General features: G+C 36.1%; 24 protein-coding genes. 4 read left to right on the top strand and 20 right to left on the bottom strand.

Translation table 11 applies throughout. From position 1 onward, the window contains the following. Positions 1–2 precede the first annotated feature (2 nt). Genes P164_RS17250 through P164_RS17230 form a run of 5 tightly spaced genes read right to left on the bottom strand, consistent with a single transcriptional unit; the run spans position 3 to position 5,141 of the window. Positions 3–1,466: a UDP-N-acetylmuramoyl-L-alanyl-D-glutamate--2,6-diaminopimelate ligase gene (locus P164_RS17250; RefSeq protein WP_028377568.1), complete on the bottom strand. Its 1,464-nt coding sequence runs from the start codon at positions 1,464–1,466 to the stop codon at positions 3–5. Next, positions 1,463–3,454: a penicillin-binding protein gene (locus P164_RS17245; protein WP_028377567.1), complete on the bottom strand. Its 1,992-nt coding sequence runs from the start codon at positions 3,452–3,454 to the stop codon at positions 1,463–1,465. Before P164_RS17245 ends, P164_RS17250 begins: the two co-directional genes overlap by 4 nt. 6 nt (positions 3,455–3,460) lie before the next feature. After that, positions 3,461–3,778, bottom strand: a complete 318-nt coding sequence (locus P164_RS17240) for an FtsL-like putative cell division protein (RefSeq protein ID WP_028377566.1) — start codon at positions 3,776–3,778, stop codon at positions 3,461–3,463. A 6-nt stretch (positions 3,779–3,784) separates the two neighbouring features. After that, the gene (rsmH, locus tag P164_RS17235) at positions 3,785–4,681 is read right to left on the bottom strand and encodes a 16S rRNA (cytosine(1402)-N(4))-methyltransferase RsmH (RefSeq protein WP_028377565.1); all 897 of its coding nucleotides are present in this window, start codon (positions 4,679–4,681) and stop codon (positions 3,785–3,787) included. Further along, on the bottom strand, positions 4,668–5,141 hold the full coding sequence (locus tag P164_RS17230; protein ID WP_028377564.1) for a division/cell wall cluster transcriptional repressor MraZ: 474 nt from the start codon (positions 5,139–5,141) through the stop codon (positions 4,668–4,670). Before P164_RS17230 ends, rsmH begins: the two co-directional genes overlap by 14 nt. A 252-nt stretch (positions 5,142–5,393) precedes the next feature. Here P164_RS17230 and P164_RS17225 point away from each other — a divergent pair, with 252 nt between their 5' ends. Together P164_RS17225 and yihA are read left to right on the top strand one after the other, a co-directional pair. Then, the gene (locus P164_RS17225) at positions 5,394–6,158 is read left to right on the top strand and encodes an alpha/beta fold hydrolase (RefSeq protein ID WP_028377563.1); all 765 of its coding nucleotides are present in this window, start codon (positions 5,394–5,396) and stop codon (positions 6,156–6,158) included. A 9-nt stretch (positions 6,159–6,167) separates the two neighbouring features. Continuing rightward, positions 6,168–6,776 (top strand): ribosome biogenesis GTP-binding protein YihA/YsxC, encoded by a 609-nt coding sequence (yihA, locus tag P164_RS17220; RefSeq protein ID WP_028377562.1) that lies wholly within the window; start codon positions 6,168–6,170, stop codon positions 6,774–6,776. Here yihA and P164_RS17215 read toward each other — a convergent pair. The 3 genes from P164_RS17215 to gldB are packed head-to-tail and all read right to left on the bottom strand — an operon-like array spanning position 6,763 to position 8,477. After that, the gene (locus P164_RS17215) at positions 6,763–7,128 is read right to left on the bottom strand and encodes a hypothetical protein (protein ID WP_028377561.1); all 366 of its coding nucleotides are present in this window, start codon (positions 7,126–7,128) and stop codon (positions 6,763–6,765) included. The two genes, yihA and P164_RS17215, sit on opposite strands and share 14 nt — an antisense overlap. Before the next feature lie 2 nt (positions 7,129–7,130). After that, positions 7,131–7,454, bottom strand: a complete 324-nt coding sequence (gene gldC / locus P164_RS17210; protein ID WP_028377560.1) for a gliding motility protein GldC — start codon at positions 7,452–7,454, stop codon at positions 7,131–7,133. Positions 7,455–7,463: 9 nt separating this feature from the next. After that, entirely contained in the window at positions 7,464–8,477 is a 1,014-nt protein-coding gene (gldB, locus tag P164_RS17205; protein WP_051621392.1) for a gliding motility lipoprotein GldB, read from the bottom strand. A 53-nt stretch (positions 8,478–8,530) separates the two neighbouring features. On the opposite strand from gldB, the gene nadE reads away from it, so the two are divergent. Together nadE and P164_RS17195 are read left to right on the top strand one after the other, a co-directional pair. Then, positions 8,531–9,322, top strand: coding sequence for an NAD(+) synthase (gene nadE / locus P164_RS17200; protein ID WP_028377558.1), 792 nt, complete (start codon positions 8,531–8,533; stop codon positions 9,320–9,322). A gap of 96 nt (positions 9,323–9,418) precedes the next feature. Continuing rightward, positions 9,419–10,057: a response regulator gene (locus P164_RS17195; RefSeq protein WP_028377557.1), complete on the top strand. Its 639-nt coding sequence runs from the start codon at positions 9,419–9,421 to the stop codon at positions 10,055–10,057. Positions 10,058–10,059: 2 nt separating this feature from the next. On the opposite strand, the gene dnaG is transcribed toward P164_RS17195, so the two are convergent. The 12 genes from dnaG to P164_RS17135 all read right to left on the bottom strand — a co-directional run bounded on the left by dnaG (position 10,060) and on the right by P164_RS17135 (position 25,814). Then, a complete protein-coding gene (gene dnaG, locus P164_RS17190; RefSeq protein ID WP_028377556.1) occupies positions 10,060–12,015 on the bottom strand; it encodes a DNA primase in 1,956 nt (651 codons plus the stop codon). Positions 12,016–12,141: 126 nt separating this feature from the next. Then, the gene (locus P164_RS17185) at positions 12,142–13,176 is read right to left on the bottom strand and encodes a hypothetical protein (protein WP_028377555.1); all 1,035 of its coding nucleotides are present in this window, start codon (positions 13,174–13,176) and stop codon (positions 12,142–12,144) included. Between the two features lie 82 nt (positions 13,177–13,258). Continuing rightward, positions 13,259–14,005, bottom strand: coding sequence for a hypothetical protein (locus P164_RS17180; protein WP_125411792.1), 747 nt, complete (start codon positions 14,003–14,005; stop codon positions 13,259–13,261). Continuing rightward, positions 13,986–14,555 (bottom strand): RNA polymerase sigma factor, encoded by a 570-nt coding sequence (locus P164_RS17175; RefSeq protein ID WP_028377553.1) that lies wholly within the window; start codon positions 14,553–14,555, stop codon positions 13,986–13,988. The genes P164_RS17180 and P164_RS17175 overlap by 20 nt, the downstream gene beginning before the upstream one ends. Positions 14,556–14,811: 256 nt before the next feature. Continuing rightward, positions 14,812–15,789 (bottom strand): polyprenyl synthetase family protein, encoded by a 978-nt coding sequence (locus tag P164_RS17170; RefSeq protein WP_028377552.1) that lies wholly within the window; start codon positions 15,787–15,789, stop codon positions 14,812–14,814. A gap of 73 nt (positions 15,790–15,862) precedes the next feature. Next, a complete protein-coding gene (rlmN, locus tag P164_RS17165; RefSeq protein WP_028377551.1) occupies positions 15,863–16,906 on the bottom strand; it encodes a 23S rRNA (adenine(2503)-C(2))-methyltransferase RlmN in 1,044 nt (347 codons plus the stop codon). Between the two features lie 113 nt (positions 16,907–17,019). Next, entirely contained in the window at positions 17,020–18,069 is a 1,050-nt protein-coding gene (gene queA, locus P164_RS17160) for a tRNA preQ1(34) S-adenosylmethionine ribosyltransferase-isomerase QueA (protein ID WP_028377550.1), read from the bottom strand. A 99-nt stretch (positions 18,070–18,168) separates the two neighbouring features. Then, positions 18,169–19,392: a 3-phosphoshikimate 1-carboxyvinyltransferase gene (locus P164_RS17155; RefSeq protein ID WP_028377549.1), complete on the bottom strand. Its 1,224-nt coding sequence runs from the start codon at positions 19,390–19,392 to the stop codon at positions 18,169–18,171. 26 nt (positions 19,393–19,418) lie between these two features. Continuing rightward, on the bottom strand, positions 19,419–19,745 hold the full coding sequence (locus tag P164_RS17150) for a nucleotide pyrophosphohydrolase (protein WP_028377548.1): 327 nt from the start codon (positions 19,743–19,745) through the stop codon (positions 19,419–19,421). A 96-nt stretch (positions 19,746–19,841) separates the two neighbouring features. Continuing rightward, positions 19,842–21,854: a DUF3857 domain-containing protein gene (locus P164_RS17145; RefSeq protein WP_028377547.1), complete on the bottom strand. Its 2,013-nt coding sequence runs from the start codon at positions 21,852–21,854 to the stop codon at positions 19,842–19,844. Between the two features lie 3 nt (positions 21,855–21,857). Next, positions 21,858–23,891, bottom strand: a complete 2,034-nt coding sequence (locus P164_RS17140) for a DUF3857 domain-containing protein (RefSeq protein WP_028377546.1) — start codon at positions 23,889–23,891, stop codon at positions 21,858–21,860. A gap of 3 nt (positions 23,892–23,894) precedes the next feature. Then, the gene (locus P164_RS17135) at positions 23,895–25,814 is read right to left on the bottom strand and encodes a DUF3857 domain-containing protein (protein WP_028377545.1); all 1,920 of its coding nucleotides are present in this window, start codon (positions 25,812–25,814) and stop codon (positions 23,895–23,897) included. Between the last annotated feature and the right edge of the window lie 24 nt (positions 25,815–25,838).

Below are 25,838 nucleotides of genomic sequence, written 5' to 3'. Positions count from 1 at the left end.
ACTTATTTATTCAGTTCAGTTAACAGTTCTTGCACAATTTTGAAATCATCAAAATCGGTTCGCTCTCCTTTTATCTCCTGGTAGGTTTCATGACCTTTCCCGGCGATTAAGATGATATCATTCTCTTCTGCCATTTGACAAGCCGTTTTAATAGCTTGTTTTCGTGACGTAATTGAAAGTGTCTTTTTATAATCTAGAGGTTCTACACCTTTTTCTATTTCTTCAATTATAGCCTCAGGATCTTCACTACGTGGGTTGTCACTCGTGAAAATTACCTTTGTACTTAAAGCTGCCGCAATCTTGCCCATAACAGGACGCTTAGTGCGATCTCGGTCACCACCACAGCCTACAACCGTGATCAGGTTTTCATTTTTTGTACGGATGTCATTAATCGTCTCAAGCACGTTTTTTAATGCATCTGGTGTATGTGCATAATCTACAATCGCTGTAATTTTTTTTGCTGAAATTAAATACTGAAATCTTCCGCTTACACTAGTTAATTCAGACAAATACTGAAGTGCTTCAATCTGCGTTAAACCCAGTAACTCTGCTGCGGCATAAATAGCCAGTACGTTATAAGCATTGAAAGAACCAATGAGTTTTACCCACACTTCAGTCTCATTTACCTTAAGTAATAAACCTGTAAACTGATTTTCTAAAATTTGTGCTCTATAGTCAGCATACGATTTAAGAGCGTAGGTTATTTTTTTTGCCTGCGTATTTTGAAGCATAATCTGCCCATTGCGATCATCTATATTTACAAGCGCAAACGCATCTTTAGGTAACTTGTCAAAAAATGATTTCTTTACATCTCTATATTCTGCAAAACTGTTGTGGTAATCAAGATGGTCGTGCGTAAGGTTTGTAAAAATTCCTCCTTCAAAACGCAAGCCTTCAGTGCGCATTTGATGAATACCGTGAGAGCTAACTTCCATAAAGCAGTACTCAATACCTTCAGCATTCATTTCTGCTAAATATTTATTGATTGTAAGTGAGTCTGGCGTGGTATGAGTGGCAGCATATTCTTGATCTGCAACCATAACACGCACTGTAGAAAGTAAACCGGTTTTAAAACCTGCTTTTGTAAAGAGCTGATATAATAATGTGGCTATAGTAGTCTTACCGTTAGTACCGGTAATCCCCACTAACTTTAAATTTTCTGACGGATTGTTGTAATAATTAGAAGCGATAATAGCAAGAGCCTTAGCAGAGTCTGAAGTCTGCACATACGTTATTCCATTTACAAATTTAGAAGGCATATCCTCACAAATAATTGCAATTGCACCTTGCTCTTCTGCTTTTGTTATATACTCATGACCATTGCTTTGCGTACCTTTTACAGCCACAAAAACATCATTTAAGCCCACTTTACGTGAATCAAAATGCACCTCATTCACAGGCACATTAGGATTGCCCGTTACAGACTCTAAGGTCACTTTATACAATATGTCTTTTAATAAAATCACGACAGCTGTAAAATGATTTTTTGGTTCTTACTCAGTTTTTGTCCGGCTTTTAAAGATTGTTCTCTCACTTTACCGTTACCTCTATATTCTACTTGCAATCCTAGATTCTCAAGAATAGATACTGCATCCATCCCGCTCATACCTTTAACATTAGGTATGGTTTGCGCTTTGTTTTGCGACATTTTGTAATATCCTTCATAATCAGAAACTACAGGTTTTGTATTTGTTTCGGCTAATCTCACCTCATCACTTATGGGGGTATCACTATAAATCTTTTGAGCGATTTTTCTAAATACAGGTGCCGAAACAATATTTCCGTAATACCCTAAACTCTTTTTAGGTTTGTGAATAACCACAATACAGGAGTACTTAGGATCATCTGCCGGGAAATAACCTGCAAATGAAGCTATGTATTTACCCTCTTCTAACCAGTATTCTGTCTGGCACGTTCCTGTTTTGCCGGCCATAGAAAAATCTTTAGAATAGATGTTACTTGCTGTACCGCGCTCTACCACGTGCAGCATCATATCTTTTACCTTATTAATAGTGGTCTGTGAACAAATCGCCGGATTAATTACCTGTTTTTCAAATTTCTCTACTGAAACATCCCATTTTTTTATCTCTTTAATAAAACGGGGTTTTACCATCTCACCATTATTAGCAATGGCATTATAAAATGTAAGTGTTTGAAGCGGCGTTAATGAAACTCCATAACCAAAAGCCATCCAGGGTAATGTTGTCCCGTACCAGTTTGCATCACCCGGATATGGGAACCGTGGCGCTCCTTCTCCTTTTATCTCTAATCCTAATTTATCATTAAGACCCATATTATAAAGACGCTTAAGAAAACGCTTAGGGTCGTCTTTATAATTTTCATTAATCATTTTTGCAAATGCTGTATTTGAAGAAAGTTCAAATGCTTTAGCGGCACTTATTTTACCATAACCTCCCCAATGCGAATCATAAACCGTACGGTTGTAAAATTTAACGCGACCATTCTCAGTATCTACTACATCGCTACTATCTATTACTTTATCTTCTAAAGCAGCCACCATAGACATCAACTTAAAAGTCGATCCCGGTTCTGCAGACTCGTACACCGCATAATTACGATCTTCATAATAGCCGCCATGTTCCATACGACCCAGATTAGAAATCGCCTTCACCTCTCCCGTCTTCGTTTCCATTACTACAACACAACCGTGATCTGCCTGAAACTTCTCTAAAGATTCTAGCAAAGCATGATGTGCAATATCCTGAATGTTTACATCTATTGTAGAGATTACATCATAACCATCTTGTGGCTCTACAATGTTATCATCACCTATAGGTTTCCATTGTCCTTTAGCAATACGCTGCTTTAAACGCTTACCCTCTTTCCCTCTTAAATATGTCCCAAAAGCACCTTCAAGACCTGCTTCACTGTATCTGCCATATTCGGTTAAACGATCGTAGCCTATAGTACGCTCGGCAATTTTATCTAATGGATGTTCTCTTACAGTACGCTGCTCAGTTATGATACCGCCTTTATAAGGACCCTTGTTAAACAACGGCAATTTTTTTACTGCTAAATATTTTGAATATCCCAGGTTTCTCGCTAATAATAAGTATCTGTTTTTATTAACACGCGCTTTACGTAACGTGCTTATATAATGCTCAACCGGTTTACCCAATTCTGCAGACAAGCCTTTTGCAAGACCCTGTACATGTTCTTCAAAATCTGCCTGCGTGGGTGCCAATGCATCAAAACGGATATCATACTTAGGAACCGAAGTTGCCAACAAACTACCATCACCAGCGTACAGGTTACCTCTATTTGCAGGAATAGTAAACATGCGCTCTGTACGAGCTTCAGCTAAAGCTTTGTACTTATCACCTTCAGAAACTTGAATATTAATAAGTTTAAACGCAACAAAAAAGGCAAAGAGAAACATAGCTCCTGCCACTAAATACATCCGGTTTAATATGTTCTTTTCGCTAGTCGCCATTAGAACTTAAGGTGCTTTTGTTACATTAATTTTTTTAGGCGGCGTCATTGATGGTGCCAGCCCTCTATCAGACACTTTACGTGTCACCACACTTTCCATTTTAGATCTGCGCGCTTCTAATCGAGCATCTACAAACTCACTATGCAATTCTTTTACCTCTGCACTCAGGCGTGATATCTCGTGTACTTTTTTATCTGCACGATGCGAACTGCCAATCATAATAATTGCCAGAAATGACAGGAATATGATCATACGCCAGTTCTTCATCGCATCATCGCTAAAAAGAAACTTACCTTTTAATATGTTGTAAATACCTTGCTTCAAAATGCTCTATACTTTTTCAGCTATACGCAACTTCGCACTACGTGCTCTATTATTTTCTTTAATCTCAGCTTTACCAGGAACAATAAGACCTCCTACTTTTTTAAAAGGCACTGTAAAATTGCCAAACATGTCTTTCTCGGGCTCACCCTCAAACAATCCATTACGAATGTAACGCTTCACCAACCTGTCTTCTAAAGAGTGATACGAAATAAGACTAAGTCTTCCGCCAGGCTTAAGAAGCTCTTCAGTCTGACTTAAAAACTCTTTTAACGCTTCGATTTCCTGATTTACTTCTATACGAATTGCCTGATACACCTGAGCCAAAACCTTATTCTCTCTATTAAGTGGCAAATATGGTTTTAACGCACTCTTTAAAGCTTCCGTAGTTTTAATAGGTGCATCTTTACGCGCAGAACTAAGTGTACGTGCTATTTTAGGAGCACTTCTTAACTCACCATACTGCAATAAAACTCTACTCAAATCCTCTTCAGCATATTCATTTACCACATGATAAGCAGAGAGCTTACTCTTCTGGTTCATTCTCATATCCAACTCAGCATCAAAACGCGTTGAAAAACCACGCTCTGCAACATCAAATTGGTGAGAAGAAACACCAAAATCACCCAATATACCATCTACCTTAGCCGCACCGTAAAATCTTAAAAAGCGTTTTGCAAATCGAAAATTTTCGTGAATTAAAGTAAATCTTGGATCTTCTATTTTATTCTCTAGAGCGTCAACATCCTGATCAAAAGCAAATAATTTCCCGTTTTCACCAAGACGACTTAAAATCTCTTTTGAGTGACCACCACCACCAAATGTCACATCGACATAGATACCATCTGGCTTTATAGCCAGGCCATCTACTGTCTCTTTTAATAATACTGGATTATGATAACTCATCTACTATATCATTTTGATCTCCCATGACTTGTTCTGCAAGCATGGCAAAATCACCATCATTATCACTTACAGCCACTTCATAAGCTACTAAATCCCAAATCTCAATTATATTACCTCCTGAGGTTAACACAATATCTTTTGAAATTGAAGCAAACGAAATCAAGTCTTTAGGAATAAGCAATCTACCCGCGGCATCTGCTTCAATAAGCTTTACTCCCGCAGTAAATCTTCTTATAAACTCTACATTCTTTTTAACAAAACGATTAAGACCGTTAAGCTTTTTCATCATTACTTCCCATTCAGACATAGGCCACAACTCGAGACATGAGTTAAAAACCGAACGCTTTATTACAAAGCCCTCCTGCAACTCTTTTGCAAGCTGTTTTTTTAACGCAGAAGGCATCATAAGACGTCCTTTAGCATCAACTTTACATTCATATGTCCCTATTAGGCTGAGCACTAATACTGTAGGTTTTAATTGTTACAACTTCAAATATATAGAATTTATTACCACAATCTCCCACAATCTACCACTTTGTTAATAAGTCTACCCACTTGTTGACTATTGCTAAAATCTTAACAGTAGGCTATATCCCTGTTAGCAAACTCATTGTTGATAAACACTAGACATACTTCTACAATCCCTTTATTTTTAAATTTTGATTTTAGTCTAATTGTCTATATTTGTGCGAAAGCCTCTTGCCGACCAATTATGAAGCACCAATTAAAAACCGAGGGAAAATTCACCTACCTAGAAGCAGGCGAAGGAACCCCTATAATTATTCTTCACGGACTAATGGGCGGGCTAAGCAATTTTGATGAAGTCACTGAACATTTTTCAAAGCTTGGTTACAAAATTGTAATTCCAGAATTGCCCTTATACTCGATGCCCCTCATTAAGACTGGGGTTAAAACATTTGCAAACTACTTAAATGAATTTATTAAACTTAGAGGGTATGAAGATCCTATCTTACTAGGTAATTCTTTAGGTGGTCATATAGGACTTATACACACAAAGCTTTATCCTGAAGCTACTAAAGCATTAGTAATTACGGGCAGCTCTGGTTTGTATGAAAGTGCGATGGGAGAAAGTTATCCTAAACGTGGAGATTACGAATATATAAAGAAGAAAGCTGAAGATGTATTTTACGATCCCGCTGTCGCTACTAAAGAAATTGTAGATGAAGTTTACGAGACTGTAAATGATCGCAATAAGCTTATCAAAACCTTAGCTATTGCAAAAAGTGCAATACGTCACAATATGGCTCAGGATTTACCACATATGACCACGCCTACATGTATAATATGGGGTCGTAATGACAATGTTACACCACCAGAGGTTGCAGAAGATTTTAATAAACTACTGCCAGATTCTGATTTATTTTGGATAGATAAATGTGGCCATGCAGCGATGATGGAGCGCCCAATTGAATTTAATGAGATTTTATCTCAGTGGCTTAAAGACCGCAATTACTAAAAACAGACCATGCGAATTAAATCTGCTGAATTTCTTGTAAGCAACTCTAACGTGGCAAAATGTCCACAAAATAAAATGCCAGAGTATGCTTTTATAGGTAGGTCAAACGTAGGTAAGTCTAGCTTAATAAATATGCTTACCGATCGTAAAAATTTAGCAAAGACGTCTGGAAGACCCGGTAAAACCCAGCTTATAAATCATTTTGTTATTAATGATTCCTGGTACTTAGTTGATTTACCCGGTTATGGTTATGCGCGTGTATCTAAAAAAGCTAAAAAAGAATTCCAGAAATTTATCACGCAGTACTTTGAAGAACGTGAACAGTTAGTTTCGGCTTTTGTACTTATAGATTGCAGACACGATCCTCAGCCTATAGACAAAGAGTTTATGGAGTATATGGGTGAAAAACAGATACCATTCTCTATTATATTTACCAAAGCAGACAAATTAAAACCAAAAGCACTGGAGCGTAATATTGAAAACTACAAACAGGCTTTACTAGAGGGTGCCTGGTTAGAAATGCCCAACTATTTTGTAAGCAGCGCCTCTAATTCTGAAGGTAAAGAAGAAATTCTAGAATATATAGGATCTATAAACGAGCAGCTTAAAGACCAGTAGTCTTTAAATTAATTAACCTTATAAGCTCTTTCTCGCTCTTTAATTTATCTAATTCACCCTTTGAGATAAACTCCCTCAATGTTCTCTTATTTTCTTCGAGAATTAGAGGATACTCATACCGTGCAAATACCTCGGGCCCAAATTTATTTTTGAACTCATCTAAATGATAAAATTCTAAATCTAAATCTGTATTCTCCTTAAAAGATTGCCACTCCGGTTTTATTTTTAAAACTCCATACGTGATATCACAAAGACTACAAGGATAAGTTTTAGGACTTAATACTTTATGCAGACTATCCAAATAACCATCTAGCTTCCCGGAGTTGGCATTGTAAACAAATATGAGTTTCACATTTATTTTTTCAATTCTAATTTTTCTGCGAAGTAATCACAGAAATCCATCATCGTTGCAGACATTTTCTCATCATCTGTTGCACGCTGAAAAGTTTTAGCCATACTCACTAATGTTTGATGAAAAAATACCTTCATCTCATCTACAGGCATATCTTTTGTCCATAAATCAATACGAGCTGCCTCCTGTGTTTTTGCATCCCACAAGGCAAGCATTAAAGCCTTAGCAGGTTCGTTTGCAACACCACCATCAGGAGCATTCCACGATATTTTTTCAGGTACTCGATTTGCGTCTAGTTCTACGTTTATTCTAATTTCAGTTTTCATGAACCGTTATTAATTACGGGGTTTATAATTTGCTTTCTCAAAAATCTCATCTGTATTTTTTTCGGGAAGCATTTGCAAAGGTATTGTATTGCGCTCCATATAGCGCTTTACTATTTGCCAGCCAATATAACGCCCTAATCTAGGCGGACTATCATTATCAAAATCAAGATAAAACTTTGAAAATGGAGCAGGGTTTATAAAGCGGCTTAACAATTTACTATCTGTATCAAAAAGCAATTGATTTTCTACAAAATATTTCCAGATATCAACTTCATTTGCCTCAGCCCAGTTATACTGATCTTGAGTATAACCTATAATCTCGTGTTTCGGTTTTAGGGTCAAAAGCTCTTGAATCATATACAGTCGCTTTCCGTGATAAATCATTTCATCAAGAAACCTGTGATTACCTTTATGCTTTATTAGTTTTAATACGAATGCATCTGCAACGTTTACATCTATCTGCTCTTTTCTAAAATTTTGAGTATAGAAACGCTGTATTCCATTATAGAAAGGATGTTCTGCACCTAAATAATTATCTAGACCTATAAGCAACAAGCTATCTGTTAAAATAACCGGCATCTTATAAGACACATCTGAAGTTATGGTGACAACTTCAGGAGCTGTAAATTTTGGATAATAGTATTTAATGTGTTTAAAAAGATTTTCTAACTCAAGCTCTAAAGTATCTACGTCAGGAAATGCTTTGGCAACCTCTGTATTTAGCTCAAGTTGAATCGTATCTTTAATTTTAGCCACCCAAAAACCATCAGGATAATCTGTGGGAAACAGATAGGGATACTCAGCAATTAAGTTTTTTAAACCGGCAGAATCTACACTGGCAAACCTGGTATCAAACCTATCTACCTGGACATCTATTGCTATTTTAGAAATTTCATCCGGTAATTTTGCATCTTTCTTACAAGCGGTAATTAAAAATAATAAAAGCCCTAAAAAAATGCTAAATCTACCAAGTATAGCCCCCTTCGCTCCAATAAACTTTTTAAAATTTAGTAATTTCACCATAACAAAAAATTGCGCCGCAAAGGTAGTATTTACATCTAATAAATCTGTTTCTTATGCAAACTGAAAAAGTAATTGATCACATCGTAAACTGGCTAAAAGAGTATGCCATTAATGCCAATATTAATGGATTTGTAGTAGGTATTAGCGGCGGTATTGATAGTGCTGTGACTTCTTCACTTTGCGCAAGAACGGGATTACGTACATTATGTGTTGAAATGCCTATACATCAACCACCGGCTCATGTAACTCGAGGTAAGGAGCATATTGCACAATTAAAAAAGCGATTTGCAAACGTAAGTGATGTTAATACAGATTTAACCGAAACTTTTGAAGTTTTTAAAGCTGCACTTCCTGAAATCTCAGCCAGTCCAGAATTAGAATTGAGCCTTGCAAATACAAGAGCACGTTTGCGTATGAGCACGTTATATTACTTTGCAGGTATTCACAAATATCTGGTTGCCGGTACTGGTAATAAAGTAGAAGATTTTGGTGTGGGCTTTTATACAAAATACGGCGATGGCGGAGTAGATCTTAGTCCTATTGCTAATCTTATGAAAAGTGAAGTATATGAACTTGCTAAAGCTCTGGGTGTGCCTCAAAGCATACAAGTTGCTAAACCTACAGATGGGCTATGGCAAGATGATCGTAGTGATGAAGATCAAATAGGCGCAAGTTATGACGAGCTCGAGTGGGCTATGCTTGAAGATGAGAAAGGGCATACAGCTTCAGATTTTGAAGGACGTCAAAGAGAGGCTTTTGAGATTTATAAGCGCTATAATAATGCTAACAAACATAAAATGGAACCCATTCCTGTTTGTGAAATTCCGGCTAATTTGAAAGAATAATGACGTTAAACCTGTAAATTTATTCTTACACCGAAAAGCATTTGCAGATCAATTAAATCATACTATTTTAGCTGTTTAGAAGAATTTTTCCATCTTATGATTACACTTACAATAGCAGATCACCATCCCATAATAACAGATGGTTTATCTCATATTTTACGCAATACAGAACACCAGATTTTAGATGTAATTGTTGATGGAAACAACCTGGCAGCCTCATTAGAAAATCAAGTTCCTGATCTCGTTATTATGGAGATTGATTTACCTAATCTACAAGGTTTATCAGCCATTAAAGAATTGCGTAGAAATTTTCCGGGATTAAAAATTATGATTTTTAGCACACACCCCGAAGAAATGTATGCACTTAGCGCTATTAAGGCGGGCGCAATGGGTTATGTAGGCAAAACTGTAGATTCTGCTACAGTTTTAAAAGCCGTAATACAAGTGGCTCGTGGCGGTATTTACTTAAACAATGCACTGGTAGAAATGTTGTCAAATACAGACCCTTCTAAAAACAATTCGCTTGCATATCGTTACAAAAAACTTTCTACACGGGAGACCGAAGTTCTTAATCTATTATCTTCAGGAAAACGCAATAAAGACATTGCAGAATCTTTAGATATTAATGAAAAGACGGTAAGCACCTATAAAACTCGTTTGCTTAAAAAATTAGATGCCAGCAGTCTTGCAGAACTTATTCAACAAGCACGTTTACTTCAAACTTCAGATCTTTAATTCTAAACTACCCTATTTAATTTTAGGGCTATAAATTTATTCAGCTCCTGATAATCTTTGATATCCATCAGGACTTCCATAGAAGAATTTTCGGGTGTTTTCACAACTTCTGCAAGTTGTTCTATTTTTTGAGAAACGTAAAAACGTCTTAAATAAAGAACAGTTTGAGAAACTACTTGTGCAACTGTTTCTTTTTTAAGCTTTACATAGATTTCCTGAGTATCCCACCTGTGTAAAACATACTTATCTTCATTTAAGATGATATCAGAAATTAATGACCCCTCATCTGGGTTTACGGTATTGATAAATGTTTCAATTTTAAAATTTTCCCGCTGTTGCGTCAACGCTTCAATCAACTTAACATAGAGATTTCTAAACTGCTCATTTGCAAACTCAGTCTCATCTTCCTGAAGATCAAGATAAATTTTCTCATACACATCAAGCTCTAATACAACCGGCTCCTCAACAGGATCTCCATCTTCATTTTCTTTTACAATAACATCATCAAACTTAATTTTTTGATTTCCGTAGAGCAGTAAAAGTTCTATAAGCTTACGCTCTAAAATAAATTGGCGATCAACTGTTTCGGCTTTCTTTTTTTCAACAACCTGCATTTGCCCTGCACTAGGCTTAGTAGGAGCAGGAGCTTCTTTTTGTCCCTTAGTTAGAATTTGCGCCAGCGTATTAAAAAGCACATCTTCTTTAATATCCATAATACGGGCACATTCCTGAATGTAGATTTCCCGTTTAATTACATCTGGAATTTTACCAATGCTCTCTACCATATCCCGAACAAGGCCAGCCTTTTTTATAGGGTCACCCTGCGCCTCTTCCATTAAGAGAGAGGCTTTGTACTGTATAAAATCTTTAGCATTATCCTTTAAAAAATCCTGAACTTCGGTTAAGGTATTTTTACGCGAAAAACTATCAGGATCTTCTCCTTCAGGAAAACTGCATACCTTAACATTCATCCCCTGCTCAAGGATCAAATCTATTCCTCTTAGCGATGCACGTTGACCGGCCGCATCTCCATCAAAAAGCACCGTAATATTTGGCGTTAGCCGATTTATAAGGCGTATTTGCTCTGGTGTAAGTGCAGTTCCTGATGAAGAAACTACATTCTCAATACCTAGCTGATGCATTTGTATCACATCTGTATACCCTTCAACTAGATAACAGGTATCTTCTTTAGCAATAGCTTGCTTTGCGTGATAAATACCATAAAGCACCTTACTCTTATGATAAATATCACTCTCAGGACTGTTTAGGTATTTTGCTGCTTTCTTATCATTTGTTAAGATACGCCCTCCAAAACCTAAAATTCTTCCGCTTAAAGACTGAATGGGAAACATCACGCGACCTTTAAAACGGTCAAATTGCTTTTCTTCTTTAACTATAGAAAGTCCGGTTTTTTCTAAGTACTCTAGCTTATAGCCTTTGCGTATCGCTTCACTGGTAAAGGCATCCCAGGCATCTGGTGAATATCCTAACTGAAATTTTTCTATTGTCTCTGAAGTGAAACCACGTTCTTTAAAATAAGTGAGACCAATGGCTTTGCCGGCTTCGGTATTTAAAAGTGTTTTGTGAAAATAATCTTTTGCGTATTCTGAAACCACATACATGCTCTCCCGCTCATCTGCCTGCTCTTTTTGCTCATCTGTTTGCTCGGTTTCTTCAATCTCAATATTGTACTTTTTAGCCAGGTATTTAATGGCTTCAGGATAGGTAAAATGCTCGTGCTCCATTAGAAAAGCAACTGCATTACCTCCCTTTCCACTCGAAAAATCTTTCCAGATTTGTTTTACCGGCGATACCATAAAACTAGGAGAGCGCTCATCTGTAAACGGACTCAAACCCTTATAGTTACTACCCGATTTTTTGAGATTTACAAAATCACCTATGACCTCCTCTACACGAGCAGTTTCGAATACATTATCTATGGTGGTTTTTGAGATCAAAGAAGTTATTTTATATAATTTAACGCGTACTATAATTAAATAAAGCCTACAAATTTACACAATAAAAAACCTGTACGAAGTTTATCGTACAGGTCTTATTAATCTTTTTTGCAAGTGCTGCAGGCACTAGTCCATATCAAATCGTAAACCCACGGAAATATTGCGTTGCTCAATCGGGTTGTCTTTAAAAATGGTATTCAAATCATATTTCACATAAAGCGCTACATCTCCCAAAGCGACATAACCACTCAAACCATATATGAAATTATTAGTGTTGAAATTCTGCTTAAACTTATCCTTACGATCTTCGCCGTTTTCTTCATATTTCAGCTTTTGAATAGTCAATAAATTAAAGCCGGCATAACCACCTAATCCCAATTTAAATTTATCTTTTGTAGAATATCTGAAGTAATCATCACCTTCTCTTTTAGTTGAAGGCCCAAATTCAAAATGAACCGGAAATACCAGGTTATCCATTCTAAATTTAGCTTTGTCAAGATTTATAGGGTACGCTTCTAAAACGGTTTGATCTCCCTGCTCCACTAAATATTGATTGTCATCAATCTTCAACCCATTAAACTGAAAACTAAACCCGTATTTCAATCTTAAAAAGTTAGAGTTATCAAACACGCGTGTTTTCCAGGCAATTCCCAATTCAAAAAAGCGGCTACCCCCTATTTTATATGGAGAATCGTTTAATCCCTGACCGTCAATAATCGCATTATTAAAGCCTATTGCAAGAACCAGATCTGAAGTGGTGCGACGATCATAAACTACCTCTTTCTCACTAGAATCACCTAATTTGAGCTTGTCTTTGCCTATAAAAATACCGAAAACGCTAACGTCATCAACACCCTCGTTACGCTCTAACAGATCTATTTGACTTTCTATAATAGCAAGCTTATCTTCTATATTACGGGCGTGCTTTTTAGCGGCTTCTTTTTTCAATTCGCTTGCTTGGGCTTCTGTAATTTCATTATTTGCAAGGCGTTTATTAATGGCCAGCACTTCGGTTTTTAAAGCTTCTTTTTCTTGATTTACAACCTCTTCTTTTTTAATTTGAAGTTGTTTTACAGTCTCTGTATTTTCTTCAGATTGTGCGAATGTTAGCTGCGGTACAAAACTTAGCCCAACGATAAAAAGTAAAAGTAAAATTCTCATAATTTTTGATTTAGTTTCAGGTCACCGCTCTCCGTCATAGACGGAGATTAGCTTCCCAAAGATTGATGAATGAATATTTATATTAATTATTGCGAGATACAACAGCCTCTCTAGCTTTTAAAAAACCATCTTTAAGTGCTTCAAATATGCGGTCTCTAAAGGAGGGATCTAACTCTTCTTCCACTTCATAAAGTAAAGCCTGTGCATTTACTTCATTTTGAGCATTTTTAAATAGTTTTTCGGTAATTATATCACGTTGCGCTTCGCGTAATAGCATATCGATTTCTACATCAGAATAAGCTACACCCGTGTTTTGCTGCTGCTGTACTTTTAAAAGCAGCTGATCTACTTCTTCATTAATATAATTCTGAATAGGAGCATCTAAACTAGTCTCTTTTGTAGTCTTTTGAGACAAAGCTACAGCCTCAGTATTCTTTTTAACTACAACTGAATTTTCAGGAAGTATAGCAACCTTTTTAACTGCATCTTCTCTTTCTACTTCAGCAACTACCTCCTTAGCTGTATGAGGCAATTGCTTTTCAGTAAGCTTGTTTTCTGGCAAGTTATCTTCGGTTGTAGTTTTTTCTACGGGAATTTCTACTACCTGTTGATTTTGTGGAATCTCACTTTTAAAAAATAACGTTCCTGCCAGTATTAATATTCCTACGAAACTAGCTGCCATAACTAACCAACCGTAGCTTCTTTTATTTTTCCGCTTCGCGGAATGATTAAGTTCATTTTCAATACGCTTCCAGGCAAGAGGCGAAGGTTTAATCTCCCGTTTTTCAAGCTTCTCGCGTATGTTTTCTTCAAATTTCATCGGTGCCATACAGGTATAAATTAGATTCTTTTAATTTGTACTGAAGTAATTTTCGGGCTTTAAACAATTGAGTTTTAGAAGTACTTTCTGAAATACTCAACATTTTTGCTATTTCCTGATGCTTAAAACCTTCAACGGCATACAACACAAAAACAGCGCGATAGCCCTCTGGTAATTCATCTATCAAAGCCTGAATATGCTCAACTTCAAGGTCACTGTCTTGCGGGCTATACGTCGCGTCATTAATCTCTTCAGAATATTCAGTAAAAACAATTTTTTGCTCTTTACGCAAATAGGAAATTGACTCATTTACCATTATTCGGCGCATCCAACCTTCAAAACTGCCTTCATCTCTAAAGGATTCCAGATTTTTAAATACTTTTAAAAACCCATTACACATTGCTTCTTCTGCCTGCATAATATCTTTTAAATACCGCCTGCATACCCCAAGCATTTTTGGCGCGTGCAAATTATAAAGTGTTCGCTGCGCATCACGATTTCCGTTAGCTGCTTTCTTTATAAGCTGTTTCTCGTTATTAAAAAATGAAATGACTTTCACAAAAGAGGGTTTTAAAACTGCCTTCACTTATATAGACGCAGCATTTAATAAAATGGTTGCCTGAGATTAAAAAAAAATGAATTTAATTTTAGATTGCTCATTATCAACAACCAATAGTAAAATAAAATATAATGAAGTACACAATAAAAGAATTGAAAATAAGTCTTTGCAGATAAAGACATTTTTAAATTGACCTGCGACTTTATATAAGCACTTTGAAGATTTATAGTGCTACTACCTTTTTAAACTAAACGTGTTACTTTTTACGTTCAATTACATAATTCACCATAAGAATAAGTGAATCTTTATATTGAGATTCGGGATATTTATCAAGCATTCTTAATGCCTGTTGTTGAAGGGAGACCATTTTATCAACGGCATAATCTAAACCTCCAGATTTTTTCACGTAATCAATCACCTCGTTTACGCGGTTTTTGTCTTTATTGTGATTCTTAACCGAGTTGATAAGCCATTTACGTTGTTTCTTATCACTATTGTTTACAGCATAAATTAACGGAAGGGTCATTTTTTGCTCTTTGATATCTATACCGGTAGGCTTTCCTATTTGCTGTGTTCCATAATCAAACAAATCATCTTTAATCTGAAACGCAAGACCTATTAGCTCTCCAAATTTACGCATAGCCTCTACATCTTTTTTACCTGCGTGCACGGCGCAAGCACCCATTGCACAACAAGCAGCTATTAATGTTGCTGTTTTTTGACGTATGATTTCAAAGTAAATTTCTTCAGTAATATCAAGGTTGCGTGCTTTTTCAATCTGAAGTAATTCACCTTCGCTCATCTCGCGTACTGCAACCGAAATAATCTGCAAAAGATCAAAATCTTCATTATCTATAGAAAGTAGTAAGCCTTTTGAAAGCAGAAAGTCACCTACTAAAACAGCAATCTTATTTTTCCACAGTGCGTTAAGACTAAAAAAACCGCGCCGGCGGTAACTATCATCAACCACGTCATCGTGCACTAATGTAGCTGTATGTATCAATTCTATGACAGAAGCACCCCGATAGGTACGATCGTTTAGACGCTCATCTCCCAGCATTTTGGCTACCAGAAATACAAACATAGGTCGCATTTGTTTCCCTTTACGGTTAACAATATAATGGGTGATGCGATTGAGAAGCGGCACTTTTGATTTCATCGAAAGCGAAAACTTCTGCTCAAAGAGTTCCATCTCGTGAGCAATAGGTTGCTTAATCTGTTCGACTACTTTCACTCGTTTTTTATGTTATTATATACTTTAAAAAATCTTCAGTAAAACCTATAAATGGTACCAAAGATCTAATTGTTTATCCGTTTTTGTTTGCGAGTTGTCCGCAGGCAGCATCAATATCTTTACCACGCGAACGTCTTACAGTTACCGTAATTCCTCTATCCTCAAGTTTTGCAACATAACGATTTATGGTTTCAGGATCTGCCTGTTGAAATTGGCCGTCGTCTATAGGATTGTATTCGATCAAATTTACTTTACTTGGCACTGCCAGGCAAAATTCGATTAACGCCTCTATATCTTTATCCCGATCATTTATACCTCCCCAGACAATATACTCATAGGTTATAAACTTCTTTGTTTTAATATACCAATATTGGAGCGCTTCTTTAAGTTCTATTAAAGGCATTTGCTCATTAAAAGGCATAATTTCTGTACGCACCTCATCTAAAGCAGAATGCAACGAAACAGCAAGATTAAATTTAACGGCGTCATCTGCCATCTTCTTTATAATCTTTGGAACACCAGAAGTAGAAACCGTAATACGCTTTGGAGACATTCCTAAGCCATCTGGAGATGTTATTTTCTCTATAGACTTAATGACATTATTGTAGTTCATTAACGGCTCTCCCATACCCATAAATACGATATTAGAAAGCGGCCTTCCAAAATACAGTTTACTTTGCTGATCTATCGCCACTACCTGATCAAATATTTCATCAGGATTTAAATTACGCATACGTTTTAAACGTGCTGTAGCACAAAATTTACAATTTAAACTACATCCCACCTGTGAAGATACACAAGCTGTAGTTCTACTGGCTGTAGGTATTAATACAGATTCAACAGTAAGATTATCATGAAGTTTTACAGCATTTTTAATCGTACCATCATTACTGCGCTGCATCTGATCTACCTTGATGTGGTTAATCACAAAGTGCGTATCTAAGAAACTACGGGTTTCTTTAGACAGGTTTGTCATATCATCAAAAGAATGTGCTCCTTTACTCCACAACCATTCATAAACCTGGTTACCTCTAAAAGCTTTCTCGCCCTGAGCCACAAAATAATCCCTCAATTCATCACGGGATAATGCTCGAATATCTTTTTTAGTTTGTATCACATTGTAAAGTTACCAATTAACAAGCTGCTTTCTATAGCCTAAGCCTTAAGTTTTATACTAAAAAATCCCCGACACTACTGCCGGGGATTTTAAAATTATAACTAGAACTAGAATTAGATGATTAACATCGCATCCCCGTAAGTATAGAATTTATATTTCTCTTTTACTGCTTCTTCATATGCTTGTTTCATGAAATCGTGACCAGCGAAAGCAGACACCATCATCATTAGCGTAGATCTTGGCGTATGAAAGTTAGTCACCATGCAATTTGCTATACTAAAGTCATAAGGAGGGAAAATAAATTTATTAGTCCACCCACCAAATTCGTTTAGTGTACGATTAGAACTTACAGCACTTTCCAAAGTACGCATTACGGTAGTACCTACTGCGCAAATTTTTCTTTTTTCACTTATCGCCTTATTGATAACTTCTACAGCTTCCGACTTGATGTAAGCTTCTTCACTATCCATCTTATGCTTAGAAAGATCTTCAACTTCAACAGCACTAAAGGTACCCAAACCTACGTGAAGTGTAACTTCAGCAAAATTTAGACCTTTAATTTCAAGACGTTTTAATAGGTGCTTGCTAAAGTGCAAACCAGCGGTAGGCGCAGCAACAGCACCTTCTTCTTTTGCAAAAATAGTCTGATAACGCTCTGCATCTTCAGGCTCTACTTCACGCTTAATGTATTTAGGAAGTGGTGTCTCTCCTAATTCTGTAAGTTTATTTCTAAACTCCTGATAAGAACCATCATATAAAAAACGTAAAGTTCTACCTCTAGAAGTTGTATTGTCTATTACTTCAGCAACAAGACTCTCATCATCACCAAAATAAAGTTTATTACCGATACGTATTTTACGTGCAGGATCTACAAGTACATCCCACAAGCGCGTTTCTGAATTAAGTTCTCTTAATAAGAAAACCTCAATACGAGCACCGGTTTTTTCTTTATTTCCATAAAGACGTGCAGGAAAAACCTTTGTATTATTTAGAACCATGATATCATTAGGCTCAAAATAATCTATAATATCTTTAAAGAGCTTATGCTCTATAGTCTTAGTTTTACGATTAAGAACCATCAAGCGTGCTTCATCCCTATTTTCGGCAGGATATTCAGCTAACAGCTCGTCTGGCAAATCAAAATTAAAATGCGAAAGTTTCATTCCCATGGGATGTCTTTTTTAGGTATTTAAAATAGCGTGCAAATATACAACCTCAAGGTAGGGGTTGTCAAGTAAATCACGGTTTAATTTAGTATAAGTCTAAACTTGATCTATTTTGAAGCCCAGCCCCCTAAAATCAGCCCAAAAATCAGGATATGATTTGTTTACAACCTCAGCATCTTCAAAAATAATTGGAACTTTTAGTGCTAAAGGTGCAAAAGCCATCGCCATTCGATGGTCCTGATAGGTTTTTATGGTAACATTTTCGACACAAGTTCCACCAGCGTTCAAATGAAGAGATTTATCAGTCACTTCAATAGTTGCACCTAATTTACTGAGTTCTGCTTTTAAGGCCTCAAGGCGATCTGTCTCTTTAATTTTTAGGGTGTGAAGTCCCGTTAAATCACAAGAAATCCCCAGACCAAAACATGTTACTGCAATTGTCTGAGCGATATCGGGGCTGTTTGCAAGATCAAAAGATATGTGCTTCAGTTGAGCATCTTTTTCTTTTTCCAGAATAATCGAATGCTCTAGAAAAGTAGTTTTTACACCAAGTTTTGTATAAAGTTCTGCTAAAACAGCATCGCCCTGTAAACTTTCCTTTTTATAACTTGATAAGGTAAGTTTTGCAGTTTCTGAAAGTGCAACCAGGCCGTAGTAATAGGAAACACTACTCCAGTCAGACTCTACTGTCATTTGCGCAACAGTCACATTTTGAGCCGGTGCTATACGTATAAGTTGATCTTCAAAACTGCTTTCTATTTCAAGTTGGGTTAATAAAGAACGCGTCATTTCTATATAAGGTACCGAAGTTATTTTACCCAGTAATTCTATCTCCAGACCGTTTTCAAATGAAGCACCCACCATCATAAGCGCAGATATATATTGGCTACTCACGTTAGCGGCTAATGATACTTTATTTTTAGTAAGTCTTTTACCTTTAATTAATAAAGGCGCAAAACCCTCTGCATCTACATAAGTAATATCTGCACCTAAACTTCTAAGCGCTTCTACCAGAAGCCCTATAGGACGCTCCTTCATACGCTGGCTACCTGTAAGTAAAGTTTCTCTACCTTCGTAAGCTGCAAAATAGGCGGTTAGAAATCGCATAGCCGTGCCCGCATGATGAATATCTATTGTTTTTTCTGTGGAAGCTAAAGCTTTTTGCATCACCTCGCTATCGTCGCTATTTGAAAGATTATTAATCTCAAAATTGCCATAAAGTGCCTGAAGCAATAACAATCTATTGCTCTCACTTTTTGAACCTGTTATGCGTACCTCACCCGATAAATGCGGACTTTTTTGTTCTAATTTAAGTATCAAAATTGTAGTGTATTAAGAAAGTGCGATTACTTCAGTTTATCATTATTATGGTGACGATCGTGATCTCGCTTTGTCTTTAAATCAAGCTTTTTATCAAAAGCGTCCTGCAGATTTATTCCGGTTTGATTTGCCAAACAAAGCACTACAAATAGAACATCTGCCAGTTCTTCTCCCAGATCTTTATTTTTGTCGCTCTCTTTCTCGCTTTGTTCACCATAACGGCGTGCGATTATACGCGCAACTTCACCTACTTCTTCGGTGAGCTGAGCCATATTAGTAAGTTCATTAAAATAGCGAACTCCGTGAGTTTTTATCCACTCGTCAACAGCTAACTGAGCATTATCGATTTTCATGATTGGGTTGTTCTTACTTAAGACGCTAAAATAAGGTAAAGTAAAAAACTAATCACTTAAAGAATCAAAAAAGCCTAACAAAGCAATAGAAACAGGTCAGATTTTTTGAAGAATCACACGTTCATTTTCTTTAGCTACTTTTAATTTGAAAAATTCTTTTAAAGAAAAATAATATGCACTATCTATAAAATGCTTTTTTACATTAAAACGTGCCATAATTTGCAATGTCCCCGATGTATGTACTATAGAATAAAAGAAATCTCCCATTTCATTAGGCAAACTTATACGCATTGCTTCAGGCAAACTGTTTACCTCATAACCTTCAGGGATTTTAATATTAATACGAATATCTCGTAAAAAAGGATATTCAAAATCTATGGGATATTGGCGTTCATCAGATTTAAAAGGTGATTCAGTTTCCGTAAAAAATAATAAAGGACTTATGAGAATTTTATCTCCTATAATATCTACAGCAGCTTCTCTCTCAAAGTCGAAAGTCTCTACTATGGGCTCTGACAATTCTTTAAGATTATTTAGATTATAATTGCTAATTGCATCTAAGCCTAGTTTTTCCTGATGCTTATCAGCATAGTTATTCACATCGGTATCGCGATATTTAGCTCTAAAATCTAAAGCTTCAATACCTATATACCGTTTGATAAGCTCTCCACTTAATGAGCCTTCTTCAGATAATGTAGCATTTAAAAAGATATGCGTCGCTGAATTTAAATCTTCAAAAAGATCTATTTCCTGAGAAATACCATTTTTATTAATCATTCTACCATACCAGTTGTAAACACGCGTGGGCAGGATATTAGGCGCGCTTAATTTATCTGTAGCATCAAGCAGAATCGTTTTACCACCCTCCCGCACACCTGCCAGGACATAATTAAACCCTTCTAAGGTGGGAAAGTTAGGAATACCGTATTGCTTTGTACTTACTAAAACAGGGTTTGCATTCACTCCTACTTCCCGAAGAAGAGCTACAAGCATAAGATTAATTTCTGCAACATTACCAGAACCTAAAGTGAAGGCTTTTTTTAAACCCTGATCTGTATATTTCCCGTAATCCCCATTCCACGTCATTTTACCTTTGATGGCTTCTAAAGATGCTGTGATTTTATCTTCGGTACTTGTATTAGAGACAGTAATTGTTTTTCCTAAATCATTAAGGTAAATCGCACGCTCTAATTGCCCTCCAAAGTTAACCGACTTAAAAATTGATTTTGCAACCTCTTCCCAGGTGGTGGCATACGCCCTTTTATTTCCTTTATCAAATTCTGTTGAAACCAACTCATAGACTACAGACATTCTGTAGTTTTCAGGGTTGTTCATAAACACCTCTTTCTTTAAAGCTGGGATATTTTGTTTTGAAAATTCAGCGGTGATTTCACTAAATGTTATATTCATATTTCTTGTAGTAGAAAGGCTGGAACCATAAGCTCCTTTAGGATTATAACTAACCCCCAGAGTTCTTTTCTTTACAGATTCTTGAGGATCAATAGTAAAATATCCTTTTTTAATTCTTCTAAATGAAAACATACCCGGTGTACGCACTTTAGCATAATAATTTAACACCGGTATATTCTCCTGAAGTATTAAATCGTCAATTTTATAAAAAGGAGATATCGTCTTATAACTCCATTCTACAATACTGCCTACACGTGCATCTGGAAGCGTAAAACTGGTCTCGTTAAAATTTTCGCTTACTTCCTGTTCAAAAATTGCCTCTTTTGTAAGCTTGTGTTTTTTAATCTGCCCATCATCTAAATTATATGTAAAACCGCTCACATCTTCTACTTCTTCTTCATTTTTTTCTTTTTTATATAATTTGATTCGTTTTGTGGCATAATCAAGACCGCTGGTATTTAGAATTTTAATACGCTCTGTAATTTCATTTATAAAAACCCAATTTTTAAGTGTAGAATCGTAATCAAGATAAGTCTCTCTTATTTTGTCAATATAAACTGCGGGTGCTGTAGAATCATTCTCATAGATTCTAGAACTTAGGTCTTCTTCAGAAATTTTATCAAGCTTGTACTCTTGCGTACAAAGCGTATTTAAAAAAATAATAGCTGCCAGGCAAAACTTAAATTTGTGTAATCTCACATCTTATACTTTAGATAAAACAATCTTATTGTTTTGCTTAGAAACGATAAGTTCATAGAACTTCTTTAAATCCTGATAATATTGCGGGGTAATTATAGATGAGTTTAATGCCATTTCACAAGAAACCTGCACATACCCATTTGTATTAGATATTAAATATTTGAACACCCCTAAATCTTCAGCAAGATTCACAATTTCATTTTGAGGAAGACTTTCTACCACATAGCCTTGAGGAAGTTTAATGTTTATAATAAATCTATCTTTCCACGGGTACATAAAATCTACAGGATGTTTGCGCTCTTCAGACTTGAAGGGATTTTCTTGTGTTGCTAAATGTAGAAATGGCAATATGTAGAGTTTACCTCCTATTTCTTCTATACCATCTAGCATTTCAAAACTATAATTCAATTCTACAGGCTCGTAAACTTCTTCTATATTTTTAATTTCTAATTCATTAATTTCAATCCCCGAATACCGTTCTTCAAGTGTTTCCAGACTTTCCTGGTCACTTTTTCCACTATAATTTCTTCTGTAAGACAAACCGTAATTACCCGTGTATTGGCTACGCGCTCTACAAGAAATGGCTAAATCTTCTGTTATTTCTAAATTGAGCATGGTATTTTCTAATGCATGTTTTGTAGGGTTTAAACTCACCCATTCTGACGTACCATCTTCACGTATTAATCTACCATTCCAGTTTAAAAGCTTTTCCTCAAGCAAATTTGCAGCTCCCATTTTATGAGTAGCGTCCATCAGCATTACGTTCTCATCAAGTTTAACTCCGGCAATTACGTCGTTAAAACCATTACGGGTAGGAAAAAGAGGAATTCCATTATCGCGTGTACTTAATATAATAGGGTTTGCATCAAGTCCCACATAACGCAACATACTTACTAATAATAAGTTTATATCTGCCGTGTTACCTACTCCGGTTTTATAAGCATCTTTCACACCCTCATCTGCATAAATACCTATGTATTTATTCCAATTCATTTTTTGTTTAACAAACTCATAGATTCGCGTTGCTTTTTCTTCAGAAGTTGTTGAGCCCGATATAACCGCATCTACATCATCAGCATAAAACCGGTCGTTTTTTAACTGACCTCCAAAATTTTCAGAATCATAAATCGTTTTTGATACAGCCTCCCATGTACTGGTAATCGTCTCAAAAGGTTCGTTGGGGTATTTAGTATAGGCCAGTTCAAAGGTTATTGCAGACCTGTAGTTATCAATATTAGAAGAAAATACCTCATCTTTCATTGCGGGTACATTTTCAACATTAATTGAATAACTATTAGCTTGATAATCTATAGTTTGATTCTGCGTGGTATTTCTCTTTTGTAATTGACTGCCACTTAGGGTTGCAAAGCCGGCATTGCGATCAACACGTACTACATAATTTAATTTTGCAGCTTTACTCGACTCCTCTACTTTAAAAGGTTGTAATCCTTTACGATGCATCTGATACACCAACCACTCTGGACTGTAAAAACGAATATCTGCCTTGTTTAAAGGGATATCTTCCTGAAGACGTATTTCATCAATATTTGATAGAAACGGGGATACTAGCTTATACTTAAATTCTATAATACAACCCGCCTGAAGATTAGGCATTGTAAACTTTTCTACGTTGTAAAACTTATTACGTACTTCTTTAAAAATACCGTCATTCTGTAATTTAGTTTCAACTACTTTTCCATTTTCAAGCGTATAGGTTACTGCTTTAAGACTATTAATGTCTTCTTCATTATCACCTCCTCCCTGATATATTGGAATCACATGAGTACCCCATTCAAAACCTTCAGCGTTGTAAATTTTAATACGCTCATATATTTCTGTCGTGAGTGTAAAACCGTTATTCTGACTGTAATCAATGTGAGAATATTGCTCTCTAAATAAAATAGCTGCATCAGCATCAGAATCAAGCGCGTGAGATTCTTCTTTGAGTTCTTCAACAGAAACTTTTCCAAATCTAAAGTCCTGACCAAAATTTACTGTTGTAATTAGAAAAAACAGGAATAATGTAGTTTTATGCATATTTTATTTTTTTTCAATTAGTAATTTTTGACCATCTAAACGCACACAGTTTTTATAAAAATCACGATACGCATTATAAACACCTACCGAATATTCTCCTTCGTTTAATTTTAAAATGCGGGTATAGTATAGCATACCCTCTTTGATTTTGTAGGTTGCCTTGTAGGAGGCAAATTCTTCAGTAATTTCGATATCTTCAGGAAGACTATTTACTGTGAAATTTTGAGGAAGCGCAATTTCAACTTCCTGTTTTTGCACCGTGCCTCTTAGAATTATAAAATTCGATTTTCGATCAACATAACGTGGCGGTATTGCATCTCTTGTAAGCGCAAAGGGATTTACTTCAATTAAAAAATTCTCATTTATTTTTGAAGCATATCCAGATGCTTCAATATTCATGTCTTCTTTATAGTTAATTGCCAGCTTATCATTTTGCAAACTAATATCTGATACCGATAGATTCTTTATACCGTCAAAAGTGTTGTAATAGTAATCTTTGAGATCTTTATCATTCTTAGTGTCTAACTGCATTCGGGCCGAATAATAAATTCCCTCGGAAGTTCTGGATATAGAACCCGATAAATCGCCTGCGGCGTCTAATATAAATTTTGCTGAGACTTTATTGAGATTATCTTCCTGCTCGTATTTTGTAGTTCGTGCCAGCTTACCACCTTCTTCGGTTACTAATAAAACGTCTCTGTCATCTGTAAACAAACCCATATAACCAAATGGAGTCTCCTGACTGGTACATTCTAAAAATTTAATAGAATCTCCAAGCTGTACACCCAAAATTGCGTGATTACCCTGCATAGCAACAACATCTGTCTCTAATGACTCTTTGCCGGTATCACCGTATAAAATGGTATAATAGGATTTTATACCCGCCGCTTTAAGCAAACTTTGTGTATAGCTACTTAAAGCCTTACAGTCGCCATAACTTAATCGCTGTACATCTGAAGCATTCATAGGTTTCCAACCACCTATTTCTACCTGCACACTAATGTACCTTACCTTATCCTGTACAAGTTGATAAATAGCTCTTGCCTTAGCCTCCTCATCTGGTAGATCTTTAACAAGTTCTTGCACTTGCGCTATAGTCGCTGCATCGAGATCTTGTGTATCTATAACCAATTCATCATACATCCATTTACCAAAATCTTTCCAATTGCCGGCAATACCAGGTACTCCTTCTAAATAAAACGTATCAAAAAAGCACTTTACACGTGGCATTCTTTTATCGAGAGCAGGAGAATTATATTCTTGTGATATCGGGGTAATATTACGTGCCGTCCAAACGGTTTTAACTGCTGTTTCTTCTACCGTAACATCATACTCCTCTAGGTGTGTAGATTTTGATCTTAGGATATTTTCCGGATTATGTATTACAGTAAATTGTGAGAATTGAGTTCCACTTTCATACCGGGAGACGGGCATCCATTCTCTGAGAAAAGCAGTGGTTTTAGATTCGGTTTCTGAAACAAAACTTACCGTATAGGGATATGAAGTTGCCGTATAATCTAAATACATGATGCGACTATCTGCATACAACGTTCCGCCGCTTACTGCACTCACATCTTTAAAATCTCGCTTTTTTATTTTTTGCTTTTCATTGCCCAGTAAGTCGTAGATAACTGCTTCTATTTTAGAAACTTTAGAATTGTTATTGTAACTAGCATAGGCTTTCACATCAGATAAACCAGCCTTATTATAAACGGTAACAACTCTATAAACTGAAGTTTTTAACGTGCCTTCTTCTGAAAGGTCTAAGGTGATTTCTTCGTGTATAATTACACTGTCTGCTCCCTGAGAAAGGGCAGAGTCGACATTTAATGCTGAGAAGTTTACTTCTTGACTAAATGTAAGTAGGGGGCAAACAATTAGGAGGAATAATAACTTTTTGATAATATGTATATTGTTTAGCAATATACTAAAATCTTAATATTTTCC

It is taken from the genome of Leeuwenhoekiella sp. MAR_2009_132, from assembly GCF_000687915.1.
In the GTDB taxonomy this organism is placed as follows: domain Bacteria; phylum Bacteroidota; class Bacteroidia; order Flavobacteriales; family Flavobacteriaceae; genus Leeuwenhoekiella.
This window is presented reverse-complemented; position numbering and strand designations above follow the sequence as displayed.